The organism is Streptomyces sp. NPDC001851 (genome assembly GCF_040297165.1).
Taxonomy (GTDB): domain Bacteria; phylum Actinomycetota; class Actinomycetes; order Streptomycetales; family Streptomycetaceae; genus Streptomyces.
Genome location: NZ_JBEOYR010000007.1, coordinates 43,170 through 62,475, shown reverse-complemented (window position 1 = coordinate 62,475; position 19,306 = coordinate 43,170). Strand labels below are relative to the sequence as shown.

Genomic DNA, 19,306 nt, shown 5'->3' with positions numbered 1-19,306 from the left:
AAGGGAGGTGGGGGCCTTACCCTGTGATCCGGATCACGAGGATGCTGTTCACTTGTCAAGTTACGAGCGAGTAGCGCCAGTGAGAAGTTACGCGTCAGTAAAAACTTCCAGCGCTAACCACGGCGCCCGTATCACGCCGCCCTGGGCCAACTGACCGACGTGGCGCCGCCGCCGCGCCCCAGCGCCCCCGGCATCACCGCCCTGGGCCCGAACTTCGCCCGCGCGCGGTCCGCGACCTCCTCGATACGGCGGGCCTTCTCGTCCACGGGGTCGAAGGTGAGCTGGTGGCAGGCCTGCTCGGCGGGGGCCAGGTCCTCGGCGCGCAGGGTGAGCGCGCGGACCCGGGCGCGCTGCAGGCCGAGCGCCTCGTACATGCCGTAGGCCGCCTTCGTCAGGGCCGCGGAGTGCGCGGTCGGCTCCTTCAGGGTGCGGCTGCGGACAGTTGCGGAGCGGTCGGCGTAGCGCACGGTGAGGGTCAGGGTGCGGCAGATCTTCTGCACCGCGCGCAGCCGGGCGCCCAGTTCCTCGGCGGCGGACAGCAGCGCCCTGCGGTGCCGGCCGGGGTCCAGCTCGTCGAGGCCGAAGGCGCGTTCCGTCGCCAGTGACCGCGAGACGGCGTTCGGCACGACCCGGCCCCGGTCGACGCCACCCGCCTTCTCGTGCAGCTCGCGGCCGGCCTTGGCGCCGATCAGCCGCTGGAGCGTGGACAGCGGCGCGGCGGCGACCAGGCCCAGGGTGTCCAGGCCGTACTCGCCGAGGGTGCGGGCGGTCGCGGCCCCCACCCCGGGCAGCGCGGCGACGGGCTTGTCGGCGAGGAACTCGGCGACGGCGTCCTCGGGCACCGCGCAGGTCACCCCCGGCCGGGCCTCGCGCAGGGCCACGCGGGCCAGCATCGGACCCGGACCGGCGCCGATCGCACAGTCGACGCCGTACCGCGCGAGGGCGCGCACCCGGATCACCGAGGCCAGCTCCACCGCGCTGCGCCCGAAGTACCGCTCGGCACCGCGCAGATCGGCCAGCGCCCCGTCCGGGGGCAGCGCCTCGACGACCGGGGTGAACTCCTCCAGCAGGCCGAGCAGTCCCGGCAGGGCCGCCTCGTACATCGGCGGCAGCTGGAAACGTACGCAGAGAATGGTCATCCCGCACTCCCCGGACTCTGGTGCCACAACTTCCGTATCGCCGAGGGCGCTTGTGCGGCCTCCTGGCCCGCGGGCCGCAGATCGGCCCACGGATGCATCTCGTATCCGGTCGGCAGCTGGATCCGCCGGCCGCCGGTCGGATCTCCGTCCGCGGCCCGGGCCGCCGGCTGCGCGAGCCGCGCCGCCACCTCGTCCAGGCCGCCCTCGGTGCGCAGTTCCACCAGTTCGGCGAGGTTCCAGGCGGCCGAACCCACCACGCTCAGGCTGCGCGGTCCACGCCGCTGCACCACGCCGCGCACCAGCAGCAGCCACGAGTGGAAGACGGTGTGCGCGCAGGCGTCGTGCGAGTCGTCGAAGAACGCCAGATCGACCAGGCCCGTGCCGTCGTCCAGAGTGGAGAAGATGACCCGCTTGCCGGAGCGGATCGGCGGGGTCTGGGTGGCCGCCTTGGCCCCCGCGACCAGTACCGTCTCGCCGTGCCGCAGCTCGCGCAGCCGGCGCGCGGAGACCACGCCCAGCTCGTCCAGGAACGTGCGGTAGTCGTCCATCAGATTGCGCGAGGCGTCCATGGACAGCACGCCCAGTTCGGCACTGAGCCGCTCCGCCGACGTCAGGTCCGGCAGACCGGCCGGGGCGGTCCTGCGCCCGCCGGCCAGGGGAAGCTGTCCGCCGCCACCGACCCGGGCACCCCGGTGCAGCTCGGTCAGATGCAGCTGCAGATCCCGCCGGTTGGCGCCGAAGGCGTCCAACGCCCCCACCTGCGCGAGCCGCTGCGCCAGCGGACGGCTGGGCCGCGCCCGCTCCCAGAAGTCCACCAGCGAGGAGTACGGCTGCCCGTCCGCGATCCGCTCGGCCTCGGCCTCGCTGATGCCGTGCACATCGGAGAGGGCGAGCCGCAGCCCCCATACCCCCGACTCGGACACCAGTTCGATACGGTGGGCGACCCCGGACCCGTTCACGTCCAACGGCAGGATCGGCACCCCGCGCCGCCGCGCATCGGCCAGCAGCAGCCGCTTCGGATACATCCCGGGGTCGTGCGTGAGCAGCCCGGCGTAGAAGGCGGCCGGGTGATGCGCCTTCAGCCAGGCCGACTGGTACGTCGGTACGGCGAAGGCGACGGCGTGTGCCTTGCAGAACCCGTAGGAACCGAACGCCGCCACGATCTCCCAGGTCCGCCGAATCGTTTCCGCGCTGTAGCCCCGAGCCGCCGCGGCCTGTGCGAACCACACCTTGATCCGCCCCTGCGACTCCGGCTCGGACAAGCCGCGCCGCACCCGGTCGGCCTCGCCCCGCCCGCAGCCGGTCATGATGGCGACGATGTCGATGACCTGCTCGTGGAAGACGACGACCCCGTACGTCCCCTTCAGCGACTCCTCCAGGTCCGGGTGGGGGTAACGCACCGGCGCCCGGCCGTGCCGCGCCTCGATGAACGGCCGCACCATGTCGGCGGCGACGGGCCCGGGCCGGAACAGCGAGATGTCGACGACCAGATCGTGGAACGTACTCGGCTGCAGCCGTCCCACCAGATCGCGCTGCCCCGGCGACTCGATCTGGAAGCACCCCAGCGTCTCGGTGGACCGGATCAGCCGGTACGTCTCCGGGTCCCCCTCCGGCACCGCGTCCAGCTCGATCCGCTCCCCGGTCACCCGCTCCACCTCGGCGACCGCGTGCGCCATGGCCGACTGCATCCGCACACCCAGCACATCGAGCTTGAGCAGCCCGAGGTCCTCCACGTCCTCCTTGTCGAACTGCGACATCGGCAGCCCCTCACCGCTGGTCGGCACCACCGGCGTACGGGCGAGGAGCGAGGCGTCGGACAACAGCACCCCGCACGGGTGCATGGCGACTCCGCGCGGCAGGGCGTCGAGCGCCTCGACCAGCTCCCACAGCCTGCCGTACCGCGCCCCGTCCCGCTGAAGGTCCCCCGCGAGCCGCTTCAGCTCGGGCAGCTCCGCCAGCGCGGCCCGCGCGTCCCGGGCCCGGATGTGCGGGAAGGACTTGGCGATCCGGTCGATCTCGGCCGGGTCCATGGACAGGGCGGCGCCCACGTCCCGGATGGCGTGCCGCACCCGGTAGGTCTCCGGCATGGACACGGTCGCGACCCGCTCGGTGCCGAACCGGTCGATGATCGCCCGGTAGACCTCCAGCCGGCGCGCGGACTCCACATCGATGTCGATGTCCGGCAGCACGACGCGCTCCTTGGACAGGAAGCGCTCCATCAGCAGCCCGTGCTCGACCGGATCGGCGTGCGCGATCCCCAGGAGGTGGTTGACGAGGGAGCCCGCGCCGGAACCGCGGGCAGCCACCCGGATCCCCGTCTTCCGTACGTCGTCGACCACTTGGGCGACCGTGAGGAAGTAGGAGGCGAAGCCGTGGTGGGCGATGATGTCCAGCTCGTGGTGCATCCGCTCCCAGTACGCGCGCTTCCCGCCGTACCCGAGCCGTACCATCCCCGCCACCGCCCGCGAGGCGAGGGCCCGCTGGGCGGTGCGGCGGCCGGCGCCCACCAGATGCGCCTCGGGAAAGTGCACGCTCCCGATACCGAGATCCCCCTCGGGGTCGACCCGGCACTCCTCGGCCGTGGCCAGGGTCTGCTCCATCAGCCGCAGGGCGGTGTCCCGCCGGTACCCGGCGGCCTCCACCACCCGCTCGGCGGCTTCCGCCATCGCCCGCGCGTCCTTCAGCCACGCCTCCCCGGAGTCCAGCTCCCCGCGCGGGTCGACCGGAACCAGCCGGCGGGCGGCATCCAGCACATCGGCGACCGGCCCCGCGCCGGGATCGGCATACCGGACGGCGTTGCCGAGCACCGGCCGCACTCCCTGCTCGGCGGCGAACCCGACGGTACGGGCGGCCAGCCGCAGGGACCCGGGGCCCGTACCCGTACGACCGTGCCACACAGCCTCCAGCCGCAGCGCGTCGCCGTAGACCTCACGCCACGCCCCGAGAAGCTTCGCGGCCAGGTCGGGACGCCCCGCGGCGAGGGCCCGCCCGACGTCCGATCCCGGGCCGAGCAGCACGGTCAGACCGTCGCCGCGCTGGTCCGCCCAGGGCAGCAGGGGCACACCCCCTCCCGCGTGCGCCGCCGTGATGATCCGGCACAGCTCGGCCCACCCCCGCGCCCCGTCCCGGGCGAGAAAGACCGCACGCGGAGCCGACTCGTCCACGAAGGCCCCACCCCGCACCGGCGCCTTCCGCCGCGCCTGCCGTACGGCCTCGGCCTCGGCCTCGGCCACCGCCAGATCCACCCCGAAGACCGGACGCACCCCCACCCCGGCACAGGCCTTGGCGAAGCGCACCGCGCCGGCGACGGTGTCACGGTCGGTGAGGGCGAGGGCGTCCATCCCCCGCTCCGAGGCGCGCTCGGCCAGCCGCTCCGGATGGGATGCCCCATGTCTCAGGGAGAACCCGGAGACGGTGTGCAGATGCGCGAAGCCCGGCACACGCACCTCCCGCACTCGCGAGCCCCGAACAGCTCTCGAACATCAGTTCCCTACTTCCACCCCCACCATACCCCCATTCCCGAACATGTGTACGACATCCTTGAGGGCGCCCCTCACCTGCGCAAACAGACCGCGAGCCCCGCCCCCACAGGGGGACGGGGCTCCGGGAACGCGGCGCAGCCGAACGCGTCAGCCGATCTTCGCTCCCGTGGCGGACAGTGCGGCGGTGACCGGCTGGAAGAACGTCTCCCCGCCGGAGGTGCAGTCACCGCTGCCCCCGGACGTCAGTCCGATGGCGTTGCTCCCCGAGAACAGCGAGCCGCCGCTGTCACCGGGCTCGGCGCACACATCGGTCTGGATGAGACCGCTGACGCTGCCCTCCTGGTAGTTCACCGTGGCGTTCAGCCCGGTGACCGTACCGTCGTGCACATGGGTCGTCGACCCACTGCGCGTCACCTTCATCCCGACCGTCGCCTCGGCGGCCCCGGTGATCTTCTGCGTGGACCCGTTGTACAGGTCGACCTCGCTCGGGTGGTCCACCTGCGACGTGTACTTCACCAGGCCGAAGTCGGTCCCCGGGAAGTGGGACTCCGCGTTCTGCCCGATCTCCTTGCCGCTGGAGTCGGCCCAGCTGGAGATCTCCGCGGTGCAGTGCCCGGCGGTCAGGAAGTACGGCTGCCCGTCCTTGACCACGTTGAAGCCGAGCGAGCACCGCCCGCCCGACCCGCTGATCGCGTCACCACCGGCGATGAAGGGCTTGAACTCCCCCTTCGACCGCTTCAGCTCGGCCTTGCCGCCGAGTCCGCCGACCACCTTGCTCAGCTTGGCCCACCGCGCGCCGGAGACCGTCTTGTCGGCGGTGACGACGACCTTGTTGCTGACCGGGTCGATCGCCCACGACGTCCCCGGAATGGTCGCGTCCTTCTTCAGCGTCGTCCGGGCGCCGTCGAGTGCGGCCAGCGAGTTGGTGACGAGTCTCGCCTTGGCCCCGGCCGCCTCGACGGCCTTCGCGGCGCCCTGGTCGAGCACATTGACGACGAGACTCCTGGCCTGGGCGTCGTAGTAGCTGCCGGCGGCGCCGGAGCCGAGGTTCTTCAGCAGCGTCGAGGCGAGGTTTCCAGCCGCCGGAGCGGACAGAACCCGCGCCTGCGGAGCGGACTTCACGGGCTCGCTGGCGTTCGCATTCTGCAAGGTGACACCCGCGGCGACCAGTGCGGCAATTCCCGCCCCGGCCAGGGCGGCCCGCCGCCCGGTTATGCGTCGGTGCTTCAACTCACGTCCTCCTGTGGGGGGTCGGCTCGCCGGTTGTGGGGACTCGGCGGGCCGGAAGGCTGGTTGACGAGCGCCTACTCTTCCGAACGGCGCGGGGAGCACACAAGGTTGACTTCAGGACGCGCACACCGAGGGCTTGCGCACCCCCCACTGGATTGACTGACCACGGTCACGCCCAGAAATTCGCACTGCAAACACAACGTGCAAGGGCGCCGCAGCGGAACGTCACGACAATGCATGGCTTGTTCTCCACCCCCGCTTCGGGCAGACAGAAGTCCCCGCACGCGCCGCGCGTGCGGGGACTTCGAGGAAGCGGGAGCCGGACTCGCTACGGCAGCGTGACTCCGTAGTAGTTCAACGCCTCGGTCACCGGCTGGAAGAACGTCGTACCGCCGGAGGTGCAGTCACCGCTGCCCCCGGACGTCAGCCCGTACGCCACGGTACCGGCGTACAGCGGACCACCGCTGTCGCCGCCCTCGGCGCACACCGTGGTCTGGATCAGCCCGGAGACGACGTCACCGCTTCCGTAGTTCACGGTGGCGTTCAGCGCGGTGACCCGGCCGCTGTGCGTACCGGTGGTGGAGCCGCGCCGGTAGACGGTCGTGCCCACGGACGGCGTGGCCGCCCTCGTGATGGACTGGCTCCCCACGGAACTCGGGTGGGACACCGAGGAGTTGGTGTACCGGACGAGCGCGAAGTCGTTGCCCGGGAAGCTGTAGCCGACATTGGTGCCGAGCACCGTGCTGTGGCTGGAGTTGCTGTACCAGGTGGAGGCGACCTGCCCGCAGTGACCGGCGGTCAGGAAGTAGTAGGTGCTGCCGCTGTGCACGTTGAAGCCGAGCGAGCAGCGGTAGGAACCGCCGTAGATGGCGTCACCGCCACTGATCAGCTTGCTGAACTTGCCGGGTGTGCGCTTGATGGTGAGCGCGCCCGCGTCGGCGCCGGCCTGCCGCTTGATCCTGGCGATGCCGGCCTGGGACACCGTGCTGTCGACGGTGACGACGACGCGGTCGGTCTTGCTGTCCACCGCCCAGGCCGTACCGGGTACGTCGGCCTTGAGGACGGAGTCGTCGACCTTGCTGAGCTGGGCGGCGCTGAACGTGTGGCCGTCGTCGCTGGCGTTCGCGGTGGGGGCGGCGAACGCCGCTGCGGCCAGGAGGCCGGTGGCCACGGCGATCAGCCGGGTCCGTCTCGCCGTGCCGCGTTGGGGAGTAGTGCGCTTGATCCTCACTTGTCGTTCCCTCCTGGGGGAAGTCGGGGGCCCGCGTGGGGTCGGGGCCCGTGAGTCGCAGCCAGGGTCTGTGGCCGGATTCCGAACATGCATGCCCTGACAAGCGCTGAGGGGGAGTATTCGGCCGAACGACCGGCCGCCACAAGAGTGCCTTTCGGCCGTCCGACTTTAAACCACTCTTACGCAGCAGCGTCTTGACATCAGGTCAGCGTGCGCTCGCCCGCCTCGACCGCCACGTCCAGCGTGTTGCCGGGCGGCGGGAACGGGCAGAGGAAGTGGTCGGCGAAGGCGCACGGCGGGAGCTGGGCGCGGTTGAAGTCGACGGTCGTACGCCCCTCGGCGTCCGGTGCGGGCGGGTGGAGGAAACGGAACCGGAAGCTGGTGTCGCCGCTGGTGGCGTCGGCGAACACCGCCCACAGCGGCCCGTCACCCTGCTGGGCGACCTGCAGCGTCAGCTCCCGGCCGGCGAGGGCGAAGGCCAGCTCACCGGCGAGGGCGAGCCCCCGCTCGCGCCCGTCCGCGTTGCCGACCCGCACGGTGCGCGTGCCGTCGTACGGCGTGAACCGTCCCGGCACCGACCAGCGGGGGTCGTACGCGGTGGCCTCGATGCCCTTGAAGGCGCGCCGGGCCTCGGACCCGGGGTCGTAGACCCGCACGCCCCAGACGCCCTCGCGGACCAGCACGACCAGCCGCTTCTCAGCCAGCGCGACCCGTGGTCCGGCCTCCGGCCCGAGGTCGGCGGCGAGCCGGACCCCGCCCGCGAAGGGCCGCCCGTCCACGGTCAGTCCGTCGGCCTCGGCGGCCGTGAGCACGACCCCGTCCCCATCCGCCACCCAGGTCCCGGGAATGTCCGGAAGTCGCCCGTCCGGATGGTCCTCGATCCAGTGGGTGGCCACCAGCGCGAGCGGTCCGTAGGGCGCCGAGACCTTCTCCGCGCGCTGCTCGTGCCACCGCTGCCACGCCTCGGGCGCGTCCGTCGTCATGCCGCAGGTTCCTCTCATCGGTGTTCAACCCTTCCCTGCCGGGCACGGAAGGGCGTACGGGTGGGCGGGCCGGGCCAGGCCCAGGTGCTCGCGCAGGGTGCTGCCCGGGTAGAAGGTGCGGAACAGGCCGCGGTGCTGGAGGACCGCCACCGTGCCGTTGACCAGCCGCTCCAGGTCACGGCGCGGCTCGACGGGCACCAGGTGGAAGCCGTCGGTGACACCGTCGGCGTGCCAGCCCGCGACCAGTTCGGCGAGGGCGACCGGGCCGCCCCGGTACAGCGGCCCCCGCACGGTCGGCCGCGGGCCGCCGCCACCGTGTCCGGGCTCGGCCGCGTACTCTCCGTCGCCGAGGTCGACCAGCAGGCTCACCAGGGTCCGCAGGGTGTCCGGGTCCCGTCCGGACCCGGCGGCCCGCTCGCGCAGTTCCCCGCGTACGGCGGCGGCCTGCGCCGGGGTCGCGGCGCGGATCAGGGCCACGTCCGCGTACCGGGCGGCGACGGTACGGGCCTGGGCCTCGGTGGCGTCGACCACGCGGACGGGGCGGCCCTGCGGCGGCCGGGGCACGGTGGAGGGGCCCCGGACCGAGGAGGCGCCGCCGGTGAAGCCGCCGGGGTGCGGCTCGTCCCGGTCCGGGAAACGGCCGGCCGGCGCGTCCCGGATCCCCGTGCCGTCCTCCCAGCTGTCCCCCGTCCTGGCGGACACCTCGGCGACTTCGCCCGCCTCGTCCCACCGCGCCCCGGCGGACACCTCGATCCGCCAGCCGGCCCGCCCCCGGCTGACCCGGTCCAGCGTCGCCACGGCGGCCTGCGCCCGGAAGGGCTCGGTGTGGGTGGTGGTGAGGGTCGGGACCAGGCCGATGCGCCGGGTCGCGGGCGCCGCCCGGGACAGCACGGCGAGCGCGTCGGGCCCGGGCCCGGCGGAGGAGTCGTCCAGCGTGACGAAGTCCAGCCCGCCGCGCTCGGCGAGCCGGACCAGCTCGACGTACGGTTCGGCACCGACGCAGCCCGGCACGTCGACGGCGGCGGCGAGACACAGCAGCCGGCGGCGGGCAGCGGCACCCATCCTCACAGCACCTTCGCCAGGAACGCCCGGGTCCGCTCCTGCCGCGGAGCGCCGAGCACGTCACCCGGCGGGCCCTGCTCGACGATCCTGCCGTCGGCCATGAACACCACCGTGTCGGCGACCTCGCGGGCGAACGCGATCTCGTGCGTGACGACGATCATCGTCGTGCCCCGGTCCGCCAGGTCCCGGATGACGTCGAGGACCTCGCCGACCAGTTCGGGATCGAGCGCCGAGGTCGGCTCGTCGAACAGCAGCAGCTTCGGCTCCAGGGCGAGCGCCCGCGCGATGGCCACCCTTTGCTGCTGCCCGCCGGACAGCTGCCGTGGATAGGCGTCGGCCTTGTCGCCGAGCCCCACCCGTTCCAGCAGCCGGCGGGCGGCCGCACCCGCTTCCTTCCGGGGCCGTTTCAGCGCGGACACCGGCGCCTCGACGACGTTCTCCAAGGCCGTGAGGTGCGGAAAGAGGTTGAAGTTCTGGAAGACGAACCCGATCCGGGTGCGCTGCCGGAGCACCTCGCGCTCGGGCAGTTCGTACAGCTTGTCCCCGGCGCGCCGGTACCCCATCAGCGAGCCGTCGACGCTGATCTCGCCCCGGTCCACCTTCTCCAGATGGTTGACGGCGCGCAGCAGCGTGGACTTGCCGGAGCCGGAGGGGCCGAGTACGACGGTCACCTCACCGGTGCGCACCTGGAGGTCGATGCCCTTGAGGACGTCGAGCGGGCCGAAGCTCTTGTGCACGGACCTGATGTCGACCATGACGCTCATCGCGCGAGTTCCTTTGTGTGTGAGGCGCTCAGGAAGGCCAGCGCCGCCCGGGCGGTGGCGTCGTTCTGCCGGAACGCGGCCCCGCCGGTGCGCGGCCGGGTGAAGGCGCCGGGGGTGCGGGCGTCGGTGTAGGGGCCGAGCGCGAAGCGCCGGGGATGCGGGCGGCCGGCCCGGTCGAGGATCCGGCCGTCGCCGGGATCGACCCGGAGCAGCCCCTCGGGGGTCTCGGCGGCGCCGTCGGTGTGCAGTTCGCGCAGCAGGCTGTCGCGGGCCCGTCCGACGGTGGGCTCGGGCAGCCGGGCCTCGACCAGTGCGCGGGCCTCGACCGAGAAGCCCGGCACGGTGGGACTGGCGGCCCGGAACACCCCGTTCTCGGCGGTGACGCTCATGTCGGCGCCGACGAACTTCAGCAGCCCGGCCCGGGACAGCGCGAGCATCTGCCGCAGCCGGGGTCCGGGCGGCCCGGACGCCAGGTAGCTGAAGAAGCCGTGCCACCAGGGGCCGGTGTTCCCGAGCCGCACGAGCTGCCCGTAGACGGAGAGCAGCCCGAGGAAGACGCCGAGGTCCGCGCTGTGGGAGGCGTCGTGACGGCGGCTCAGGTCCGCCTCGACATAGGCCCGCAAGCCGTCCTGGAAGTCCTCGTGCGACGCGTGGCGCACGCCGTCCAGCGGATGGTCGAGCGCGGCGAGGTCGAGCCGGTCGGCCGGGTCCGGCACCGCGGCGGCGACCAGCGCCCGCACCTCGGCGGAGCCGCTCGCGGCGGCGTACTTCTCCTCGAAGTCGGCCCAGGCCATCGCCGTACGCTCGGTGTGGGCGGTGAACAGCCGGTGGTAGTGGGCGAAGCCCAGCTCCTTCTCCACCAGCGGCCACACGTCGCGCCGGAAGTCGAAGCCGGCCGGGCGGGCCAGCAGGGCGTCCACCTCGGCCGGGCCGAAGAAGCGGGGCAGCGGGGGCCGGTCGCCGGTCCAGTCGTAGCCGATCTTCGAGTGGTACGGCACTCCGCGCCGGGAGCCGACGTAGAGCACGGGCTCCCGGCCGGAGGGCAGGTACGCGTCGCCCTCGTACCGCCCGCCGCGCCCCTCGGTGAGCAACACCATCAGGTCGACGAAGGCCAGCCCGAAGCCCCGTACGAGGACGGGTTCGCCGGGCTCCAGCGGGGACAGGTCGCTGTCGGCGGTGAAGTCGGGCGGCAGGTGCACCAGGCCGTGTGCGCGGGCGTAGGCGGCCAGCGCGGCCTGCTCGTCGTCGGGTTCGGCGTCGAGGTGGCCGAGGGCGAGGACCACGAGGTCGGCGAGGAGGGGGCGCGCGCGGCCGGCCAGCCACACCTGCTGGCGGCCCTCGCGCGGGCCGGTGACGCGCAGGGCGCGCCGGGGATGGTGGTGGACGGTGACGCCCGGCGGCAGGGCGGCCAGCGCCTGGTCGTACACCCAGCGCAGATAGCGGCCCTGGAGCTGCCGGTCGGCGAAGGTGCTGCCGTCCAGCCCGGCCCACTCGTGCAGGGTGGGGCCCTCGCGCACCGGGCCGTCCATGGCCACCGTCTCGTCGGTGAACATGGTGACGTCCTCGGCGTGCGAGTTCATCCACAGCAGCGGCGACTGGGCCTGGCGCCAGATGCGGCCGCCGCCCGGCGGATACGGGTCGACCAGATGGACGTCCAGGCCGGCACCGGCGTACAGCTCGGGGGCGTTGGCGGCGATGCGCTCCAGGAGGCCGGTCCCCCGCGGCCCGGCTCCCACGATCACCAGCTGCGGCCTCATCGGGCGTTCTCCGTGCCGCGCGCGTAGTACTTCTCGATGTAGTGCTGGCCGAGGCCGAGAACTGAGGTGACGACCGCGTACCAGAGGGTCGCGACCATCAGCAGCGGGATGACCTGATAGGTGCGGTGGTAGATCAACTGGGCCGAGAACAGCAGGTCGTTGACGGCGATGACGCTGACGATCGAGGTGCCCTTGAGGGTGCCGATGAGCATGTTCCCGGCGGGCGGCACGATGGACCGCATGGCCTGCGGCAGCACGATCCGCCACCAGCGCCGCCACCGGCTCAGGCCGAGCGCCTGGGCGGCCTCGATCTGCCCGCGGTCCACGGAGAGGATGCCGGCCCGGACGACCTCGGCGGCGAAGGCGGCCTCGTGCAGGGTGAGTCCGGTGATCGCGACGGCGACCGGGGTGAGCAGGTTGACGGTCTTCACCCCGAACACCTGCGGGTACAGCGCCCCGATGTTGAACCACAGCAGCAGCTGCACCAGGATCGGGATCGACCGGAAGAGCCACACATAGCCCCAGCCCACGGCCCGCAGCACCGGGTTGGCGGAGAGCCGGAGGGCGGCGAGCAGGGTGCCGAGGGCGAAGCCGAGGACCATCACGACCGCGGTCAGCCACAGCGTGAGCCACAGACCGCGCAGGATGGAGTCCGTGGTGAAGTAGTCGGCGACGACGTCCCACTGGAACGCCCGGTTGTGCAGGACGGAGTTGACGGCGAGGCCGAGCAGCGCGAGGACGGCGACGGCTGCGGCCCACTGGCCGTACCGGCGCCGCGGGACGATCCGCGGGGTGTCCGCCGGCTCGGGAATGCCGGCCGCGGTGGGGGCTTGCGCGAGGGTGTCGGATGACATGCGAAGGCTCCGTGACACGAAATGGTCGGGTGGCGCCTTCACACGGCCGAGCCCCTCAGCAGGGCCGTCCGTCGAGAGTACGTGGGCGTTTCCCGCCGCTGTCAAGGCTGTCCGAACTATGAGCCTTCCGTCTCAGGCAAGTTGACGCGGAACCGGATGCCTGTTCCACTTGGCCCATGCATCCACAGCAGTGGCTGGTCACGCGCTCCCACATCGACTTCGGTCGCGTGTGGTCCTCTTCGTGTTGAGCTGACCCCCTGCCTGCGCCTGCCCTTCGGGCGGCGTACTCGCGCTCTCCCTCTCCTTCCTCGCCTTCACACGCGTACCCCTCCCCTCGGGCTCCGCCACCCTGTCTGCTCCCAGGAGATCGCCACCGATGCGCACGCGTCATTTCGTACCTTTCATCGGCATTACGTCCGCCGCCCTGCTCCTCACCGCCTGCGGCTCGGGCGGGACGGACACGTCCGCGGTGGCGGCCAAGGCCGACCCGGTGCCCGCCACCGATGTCGTCTCCGCGGAGAAGAAGGACGAGGCGGCGGCGAAGCTGCTGCCCGCCGGCACCACCCGCCTCACCGTCGCGATCAGCGTCGGCGGCACTCCGCCCGGCACCACCTACCTGTCCGACGGCAAGACACTGACCGGCCAGGACGTCGACTTCACCAAGGCGGTCGCCAAGGTGCTCGGCATCAGACTGAAGGTGGAGCAGGCGAGCTTCGAGGCCATCCTGCCCGCGCTGGGCAGCGGCAAGTACGACTTCGGCGCGAGCAACTTCGGCGTCACGGACGAGCGCCGCAGGAGCATCGACTTCGTCACCTACGTCAACGACGGCCAGGGCTTCGCCACTCGCGCGGACAGCAAGCTGACGAAGATCACCGACCTCCGGCAGCTGTGCGGCCTGAACGTGGCGACCGGCGCCGGCACCACCTTCGAGGCCACGCTGCAGGAGAACAGGCACGTGTGCGCCGACGCGGGCAAGAAGGCGTACCAGGTGCAGACGTACTCGGAGCAGAGCGCGATCTGGTCGTCCGTCCAGCAGGGCCGCAGCGACATCGTGATGTCCACGATCAACGGCCTGCGTTACGCCGTGGCCCACCAGCCGGGACTGAAGTTCCTGAACGAGTACCACCGCCTGGACGTGGGGTTCGCCTTCAAGAAGGGCACCGGTCTGGCCCCGGCCTTCCAGGCGGCGGTCAACAGACTGCTGGCCGACGGCACCTACGCCAGGATCCTGAAGAAGTGGGGCACGACGGGCTCGGCCATCGGGAAGTCCCGGATCAACCCGCCGGAGCTGAAGGGCCAAGCGGGCCGCCAGGCCTGATCCTCCGTCAGGACCGAGAGGAGAACCGACCATATTCCGTCACGATCAACGCACAGTCTGACGATTCCGCACACGACGATCCCTCGTGATGTGGTACGAGATTGACGTTCACCCGGACGCACCGATCATCACCCATCCGCCGCCGACAATCATATTTCACTCTCAGTCAGCAGCCGTATGTGTCAGGACCCTTGGGGTACAAGGGTTCTCGACGGATCGCCTGTGCACCAGTACCGTCACAAACCCCCCGCGCGGCGTCTATCCACTTGGCGCGCCGTCCGCATCATGGATGACCATAGGGATGCGGAAAGCAAGAAAGACCGCTGTGAGAGGAGGCGTCCATGGGATCGGTACGCAAGGCGAGTGCGTGGCTCGGCCTCGTCGACGACAACGATGACGAGCGTTACTACGACGACGAGTACTCCGAGGGCACCGAGTCCGGGGACGCCTGGGTCACGGACCCCCGGGTGAAGGTGGCCGCGGACACGGCCGAGGAGAAGGGCCGCCGGATCGGCACGGTCACCCCGGACAGCTTCCGGGACGCCCGCGCCATCGGCGAGCTGTTCCGGGACGGCGTCCCGGTCATCATGAACCTCACCGCGATGGAGCCCGCCGACGCCAAGCGTGTGGTGGACTTCGCGGCGGGGCTCATCTTCGGCCTGCGCGGCTCGATCGACCGGGTGTCCAACCGGGTGTTCCTGCTGACGCCCGCCGACACGGAGATCATCAGCGGTGAGGCGTCCGCCCACCGCGAGGACGGCTTCTTCAACCAGAGCTGAGGCAGGGCCGCTCACCGGCCCTGCCTGCTGACGGGGATCAGCGGAAGGCGTCGAGCCCGGTGAGCGCCTTGCCCAGCACGAGCTGGTGCATCTCGACGGTGCCCTCGTAGGTGAGCACCGATTCCAGATTGGTCGCGTGCCGCATCACGGGGTATTCGAGGGAGATCCCGTTGGCACCGAGGATCGTCCGCGCCGTACGGCAGATCTCGATGGCCTCGCGGACGTTGTTGAGCTTGCCGAAGCTGACCTGCTCGGGACGCAGGCGGCCGGCGTCCATCCGCCGCCCCAGATGATGGGCGAGCAGGATCCCCTTGTGCAGTTCGACCGCCATGTCGGCGAGCTTGGCCTGGGTGAGCTGGAAGCCGCCGATGGGCCGCCCGAACTGCTCGCGCGTCTTCGCGTACTCCAGGGCCGCCTCGAAGCTGCTGCGCGCCGCGCCCATCGCGCCCCAGACGATGCCGTACCGGGCGTGGGACAGACAGCTGAGCGGTCCGCGCAGTCCGGTGACCTCCGGCAGTACGGCGGTGGCGGGCAGCCGTACGTCGTCCAGCACGAGTTCGCTGGTGACGGAGGCGCGCAGGGACCACTTGTGCTTGATCTCGGGCGCCGAGAAGCCGGGGCGGTCGGTGGGCACGACGAACCCGCGGATGCCGTCCTCGGTCTGGGCCCAGACGACCGCGACCCCGGCGACCGATCCGTTGGTGATCCACATCTTGCGGCCGTTGAGGATCCAGTCGTCGCCGTCGCGCTTGGCGTGGGTGCGCAGGGAGGCGGGGTCGGAGCCGTGGTCGGGCTCGGTCAGCCCGAAGCAGCCGATCACCTCGCCGGCCGCCATGCGCGGCAGCCACTCCTGCTTCTGTTCCTCGCTGCCGAACCGGTGGATCGCGTACATGGCGAGGGAACCCTGCACGGAGACGAGCGACCGGATGCCCGAGTCCGCCGCCTCCAGTTCCAGGCAGGCCAGGCCGTACTGCACGGCCGTCGCACCCGCGCAGCCGTATCCGGTCAGCGACATCCCGAGGGCGCCGAGGGAGCCGAGTTCGCGCGCGAGGTCCCGGATGCCGGGCAGCTCGCCCTTCTCGTACCAGTCGGCGACGTACGGCAGCACCCGGTCCGCCGCCCAGGCCCGCACGGTGTCCCGCACGGCCAGGTCTTCCGGTTCCAGCAGGTCGTCGATCCCGAGCGGGTCGGCGGGATCGAAGGGGGGCAACTTCGAGGACGCGGACATGGGACACCCTCCGGCACACAAGAAACTAGCACCGCTAGTTACATTTTGGGGCCGACGTTACGGTGCAGTGGGCCGCACGTCCAGTCCGTCAGGCCGTGACGCGCGGCTCGGCCACTTCCCGCGGTGCGGGCAGCTCCACCGCCGCCGCGGGCTCCCCGCACTGCATGACCCGCGGCAGCCGCAGCGCCATCAGCGCGCCCAGCAGCAACAGGCCAGCGCTCACCAGCAGCGTCACATGCAGCCCGTGCACGAAGGAGTCCCGCGCGGCCCGGCGCAGCGCCGCCCCGGCGGGACCGCCGAGGCGTCCGGCGATGTCGTAGGCCTCGCCGAGCGAGTGGCCCGCCGCGTCGGAGGCGTGCCGCGGGACGCCCGGGACCGAGCGCAGACCGGGGGCGTAGGCCGCGTTCATCACGCTGCCGAGCAGCGCGATGCCGATGCCCGCGCCGAGCTGGTACGACGTCTCGCCGATCGCCGCCGCCCCGCCGGCCTGGTCCGCCGGGGACTCGCTGAGCATCGACTCGTACGCCCCGAAGAGCGTGGTCTCCAGGCCGAAGCCGAGCAGGACGAAGCCGGACAGCAGCAGCGGGGCGTTGTCGGTGCCGCCCATCGCCGTGAGCGTGCCGACCGCCGCCGCGGTCAGGCAGAAGCCGAAGCAGACCATCCGGCGCGGTCCGAAGCGGCGCAGCAGCCGCGCGCCCGCCAGGCCCGCCGCCATCGCCGCGATGGTCAGCGGCAGCAGCCTCAGGCCGGTCCGCAGCGGGGAGAGCCCGAGCACCAGTTGCAGGTACTGGGCGGCGATCAGCTCCAGTCCGACGAGCGCGAGCATGGCCAGCACGATGCAGCCCACCGAGGTGCTGAACGCGGGCCGGCGGAACATCCGCAGGTCCACCAGCGGATGCGGGAGCCGCCGCTGCCGCCGCAGGAAGAAGAACAGCAGGGCCGCGCCGGCCAGCAGCGGCAGCACGGTGAAGGGGCTCGCCGGCGCCTCGCCGCCGCCCAGCCGCTTCACCCCGAGGACGACACCGAAGAGACCGCCGGCCGCCATCAGGGCACCGATGACGTCCCAGGGGCCGCCGCGGTCGCCGTGGGACTCGGGCAGCAGAATCCGGCCCACCGGGAGGCTGACCAGCATCAACGGGATGTTCACGAGGAAGACGGCGCCCCACCAGAAGTGCTCCAGCAGGAACCCGCCGAGCAGCGGTCCGACGGCCGCGCCGACGGCGGCCACCGCGCTCCAGATGCCGATGGCGAGCGCGCGTTCGCGCCGGTCGGGGAAGACCTGACGCAGGATCGACAGGGTCGCCGGCATGATCATGGCGCCGCCGACGCCGAGCAGCGCGCGGGCGAGGATGAGCGTCTCGGCCGTCTGCGCGAACGCCGCCACGGCGGAGGCGACCCCGAACAGACCGTAGCCGAGCAGCAGGACACGCCTGCGCCCGACCCGGTCGCCGAGGGTACCGAAGAGGATCAGCAGCGAGGCGCAGACCAGCGGATAGACGTCGACGATCCAGAGCAGCTGTATGGCGCCTGGCTTGAGGTCCTCGGTGACGGCGGGCACCGCCACGTGCAGCACGGTCGCGTCGAGGGCGACGAGCAGCAGGCTGACGCAGAGGACGACGAGGACGACCCAGCGGTTGGCACCGGCCCCGGCCGTCCGACGGCACGGCCGTACGGCAGCCGTGGTCGTCCCGGACATGTACGTACCTCCCAGATGAGCCTCGCGTTGGGGCGGACCGACGGGGTGGGGACCCCCTGTCGTACGGCCGGAGAGGAGCGGTGTCTTCCGGCCCGCGCGAACCCACGCGGCTGACTCGTCAGCGTACGCGAGTTCGGCACGGGGGCACGTGGCGGACCTCTCACACGCTCGACGGAACCCGTGTGGCGTACGCCACGTCGCTCCCTCTTGACCACGCCCCGGGGTCCGGTCCGGTTCCACCGCCGGTCGATAATCGAACCGTGACCGATCTTGACACGCGCGCGGCTCCACCCGGCGCACCGCTGCTGCGCCGGGCGGCGCCTGCCCTCCTGGGCTACGCGGCGGTCCGCGCCCTGGGGCTGCTGGTGCTGGCGGTGTGGAGCGCCGCGCGCGGCAAGAGCGCGTACACCTTGCTGACCGCGCGGTGGGACTCGCTCTGGTACACGCGGGTCGCCGCACTGGGGTACGGCTACCAGGTGCGGCTGCCCAACGGCGACGTGCACTCCAACCTGGCGTTCTTCCCGCTGCTGCCCTGGCTGGAGCGGCTGCTGCACGCGGCCCTGCCGCTGTCGTACGCGGACGCCGGTTTCGTGGTCGGCGTGCTCACCTCGCTCGCCGCGGCCTGCGGGATCTTCGCGGTGACCGACCGGGTGTACGGCCCCCGGGCCGGGCTCTGCGCCGTCCTGCTGTGGGCGGTGCTGCCGGTCGGGATCGTGCAGTCGATGGCGTACAGCGAGTCGCTGTTCACGGCGCTGGCGGCCTGGTCGCTGTACGCGCTGCTGACCGGCCGCTGGGTCACCGCGGGCACGCTGGCCGCACTGGCGGGGCTGACCCGGCCGGTGGGGGCGGCGGTGGTCGCGGCGGTGTGGACGGCGGGCGTGATCTCGTTCGTGCGGGGCCGGAGCGCGATGCACGCACCCGGCGCACCCGATGAAGCACACGCCCCGGCGCACCCATCGAGCGCACTCGACAGCACACACGCCCCCGAGCATCCGAGCGGCGCGCGGGAAACCGAGGGCGCCACCTCTCACGCCCCTGCCACCTCTTTCACACCATCAGCCGCTGCGGCCACTCCTGTGGCCCCGCGCGGCCGGGTCGCCCTCGGCATGCTCATCGCGCCGCTCGGAGCCGCCGGTTACGTGCTGTGGGTCGGGCAGCGGACCGGCAAGGGGCCGCTCGGATACCTGGACGTCCAGGCCGGATGGCGCAATGGCTTCGACGGCGGCTACGCATTCGCGCGCTTCGTGGCCCACAAGTTCACATCATTTCCGTCCGCCCTGGCCGGCGTCGGCCTGACCGCCGGGGTCGCCCTGCTGCTGTGGCTGTACCTGACCGGCGTGCGCCGGCGCCAGCCCGTCGAACTGCTGGTCTACACGGGGTTCGTCCTCGCACTCGCCCTGTGCGCGTCGAGCTACTTCGGCTCCAAGCCGCGACTGCTGGTGCCCGCCTTCCCCCTGCTGCTGCCGCTCGCCTGTTCCCTCGCCCGACTGCGTCCACTCCGGTTCATGCTGGTCACGACCGCGCTGGCGGTCGCTTCGGCGGCCTACGGGGCCTTCTGGCTGAACGGTTCCGGTCCACCATGATCGACATTCGCCTGCCGGTGACGCACCGGAGAATTCAGCACCAGGACCCGGTTAACGCATTCATAAGCGCCATATAAAGAACGCCCGGCATGATCAAAGGAATTGAAGAGAACAGCGTCACAGGATTGCGGAATCGCTGGAATTCGGGCCACCTTGAGAGGTTTCCCACATCACATCGTCATCACAAAGCCGCTGTTACG

At 71.8% G+C, this 19,306-nt stretch carries 14 protein-coding genes; 3 read left to right on the top strand and 11 right to left on the bottom strand.

Annotation, left to right across the window (positions count from 1 at the left end; all coding sequences use genetic code 11):
- Nucleotides 1-131: 131 nt before the first annotated feature.
- The 9 genes from ABT171_RS11855 to ABT171_RS11815 form a co-directional block, all read right to left on the bottom strand.
- On the bottom strand, nt 132-1,139 hold the full coding sequence (locus ABT171_RS11855) for a DNA polymerase Y family protein (protein ID WP_351242462.1): 1,008 nt from the start codon (nt 1,137-1,139) through the stop codon (nt 132-134).
- The gene (locus ABT171_RS11850) at nt 1,136-4,579 is read right to left on the bottom strand and encodes a DNA polymerase III subunit alpha (protein ID WP_351242460.1); all 3,444 of its coding nucleotides are present in this window, start codon (nt 4,577-4,579) and stop codon (nt 1,136-1,138) included. Before ABT171_RS11850 ends, ABT171_RS11855 begins: the two co-directional genes overlap by 4 nt.
- Nucleotides 4,580-4,768: 189 nt before the next feature.
- A complete protein-coding gene (locus ABT171_RS11845; RefSeq protein ID WP_351242458.1) occupies nt 4,769-5,851 on the bottom strand; it encodes a S1 family peptidase in 1,083 nt (360 codons plus the stop codon).
- A 328-nt stretch (nt 5,852-6,179) separates the two neighbouring features.
- The gene (locus tag ABT171_RS11840) at nt 6,180-7,082 is read right to left on the bottom strand and encodes a S1 family peptidase (RefSeq protein ID WP_351242456.1); all 903 of its coding nucleotides are present in this window, start codon (nt 7,080-7,082) and stop codon (nt 6,180-6,182) included.
- Nucleotides 7,083-7,282: 200 nt separating this feature from the next.
- Nucleotides 7,283-8,065, bottom strand: a complete 783-nt coding sequence (locus ABT171_RS11835; protein WP_351242454.1) for a DUF1684 domain-containing protein — start codon at nt 8,063-8,065, stop codon at nt 7,283-7,285.
- A 24-nt stretch (nt 8,066-8,089) separates the two neighbouring features.
- Nucleotides 8,090-9,127, bottom strand: coding sequence for an LLM class flavin-dependent oxidoreductase (locus ABT171_RS11830; protein ID WP_351242452.1), 1,038 nt, complete (start codon nt 9,125-9,127; stop codon nt 8,090-8,092).
- A 2-nt stretch (nt 9,128-9,129) separates the two neighbouring features.
- Nucleotides 9,130-9,891: an amino acid ABC transporter ATP-binding protein gene (locus tag ABT171_RS11825; protein ID WP_351242450.1), complete on the bottom strand. Its 762-nt coding sequence runs from the start codon at nt 9,889-9,891 to the stop codon at nt 9,130-9,132.
- Entirely contained in the window at nt 9,888-11,648 is a 1,761-nt protein-coding gene (locus ABT171_RS11820) for an FAD/NAD(P)-binding protein (RefSeq protein ID WP_351242448.1), read from the bottom strand. Before ABT171_RS11820 ends, ABT171_RS11825 begins: the two co-directional genes overlap by 4 nt.
- On the bottom strand, nt 11,645-12,502 hold the full coding sequence (locus ABT171_RS11815) for an amino acid ABC transporter permease (RefSeq protein ID WP_351242446.1): 858 nt from the start codon (nt 12,500-12,502) through the stop codon (nt 11,645-11,647). The genes ABT171_RS11820 and ABT171_RS11815 overlap by 4 nt, the downstream gene beginning before the upstream one ends.
- A 376-nt stretch (nt 12,503-12,878) precedes the next feature.
- Here ABT171_RS11815 and ABT171_RS11810 point away from each other — a divergent pair, with 376 nt between their 5' ends.
- Nucleotides 12,879-13,820 (top strand): ABC transporter substrate-binding protein, encoded by a 942-nt coding sequence (locus tag ABT171_RS11810; RefSeq protein ID WP_351242444.1) that lies wholly within the window; start codon nt 12,879-12,881, stop codon nt 13,818-13,820.
- A 341-nt stretch (nt 13,821-14,161) separates the two neighbouring features.
- Complete coding sequence (locus ABT171_RS11805; RefSeq protein ID WP_351242442.1) at nt 14,162-14,599, top strand: cell division protein SepF; 438 nt, start codon at nt 14,162-14,164, stop codon at nt 14,597-14,599.
- 37 nt (nt 14,600-14,636) lie between these two features.
- Here ABT171_RS11805 and ABT171_RS11800 read toward each other — a convergent pair whose 3' ends face one another.
- Both ABT171_RS11800 and ABT171_RS11795 read right to left on the bottom strand, forming a co-directional pair.
- Nucleotides 14,637-15,827: an acyl-CoA dehydrogenase family protein gene (locus tag ABT171_RS11800; protein WP_351242440.1), complete on the bottom strand. Its 1,191-nt coding sequence runs from the start codon at nt 15,825-15,827 to the stop codon at nt 14,637-14,639.
- An 88-nt stretch (nt 15,828-15,915) separates the two neighbouring features.
- Complete coding sequence (locus tag ABT171_RS11795; RefSeq protein ID WP_351242438.1) at nt 15,916-17,523, bottom strand: MFS transporter; 1,608 nt, start codon at nt 17,521-17,523, stop codon at nt 15,916-15,918.
- A 260-nt stretch (nt 17,524-17,783) separates the two neighbouring features.
- Here ABT171_RS11795 and ABT171_RS11790 point away from each other — a divergent pair, with 260 nt between their 5' ends.
- Complete coding sequence (locus tag ABT171_RS11790) at nt 17,784-19,106, top strand: putative hexosyltransferase (RefSeq protein ID WP_351242436.1); 1,323 nt, start codon at nt 17,784-17,786, stop codon at nt 19,104-19,106.
- Nucleotides 19,107-19,306: the final 200 nt, after the last annotated feature.

Coding starts and splice junctions, on each gene's coding strand:
- ABT171_RS11825 (WP_351242450.1), bottom strand. CDS start 9,891: ATGAGCGTCATGGTCGACATCAGGTCCGTGCACAAGAGCTTCGGCCCG.
- ABT171_RS11820 (WP_351242448.1), bottom strand. CDS start 11,648: ATGAGGCCGCAGCTGGTGATCGTGGGAGCCGGGCCGCGGGGGACCGGC.
- ABT171_RS11835 (WP_351242454.1), bottom strand. CDS start 8,065: ATGACGACGGACGCGCCCGAGGCGTGGCAGCGGTGGCACGAGCAGCGC.
- ABT171_RS11815 (WP_351242446.1), bottom strand. CDS start 12,502: ATGTCATCCGACACCCTCGCGCAAGCCCCCACCGCGGCCGGCATTCCC.
- ABT171_RS11810 (WP_351242444.1), top strand. CDS start 12,879: ATGCGCACGCGTCATTTCGTACCTTTCATCGGCATTACGTCCGCCGCC.
- ABT171_RS11800 (WP_351242440.1), bottom strand. CDS start 15,827: ATGTCCGCGTCCTCGAAGTTGCCCCCCTTCGATCCCGCCGACCCGCTC.
- ABT171_RS11855 (WP_351242462.1), bottom strand. CDS start 1,139: ATGACCATTCTCTGCGTACGTTTCCAGCTGCCGCCGATGTACGAGGCG.
- ABT171_RS11805 (WP_351242442.1), top strand. CDS start 14,162: ATGGGATCGGTACGCAAGGCGAGTGCGTGGCTCGGCCTCGTCGACGAC.
- ABT171_RS11795 (WP_351242438.1), bottom strand. CDS start 17,523: ATGTCCGGGACGACCACGGCTGCCGTACGGCCGTGCCGTCGGACGGCC.
- ABT171_RS11830 (WP_351242452.1), bottom strand. CDS start 9,127: ATGGGTGCCGCTGCCCGCCGCCGGCTGCTGTGTCTCGCCGCCGCCGTC.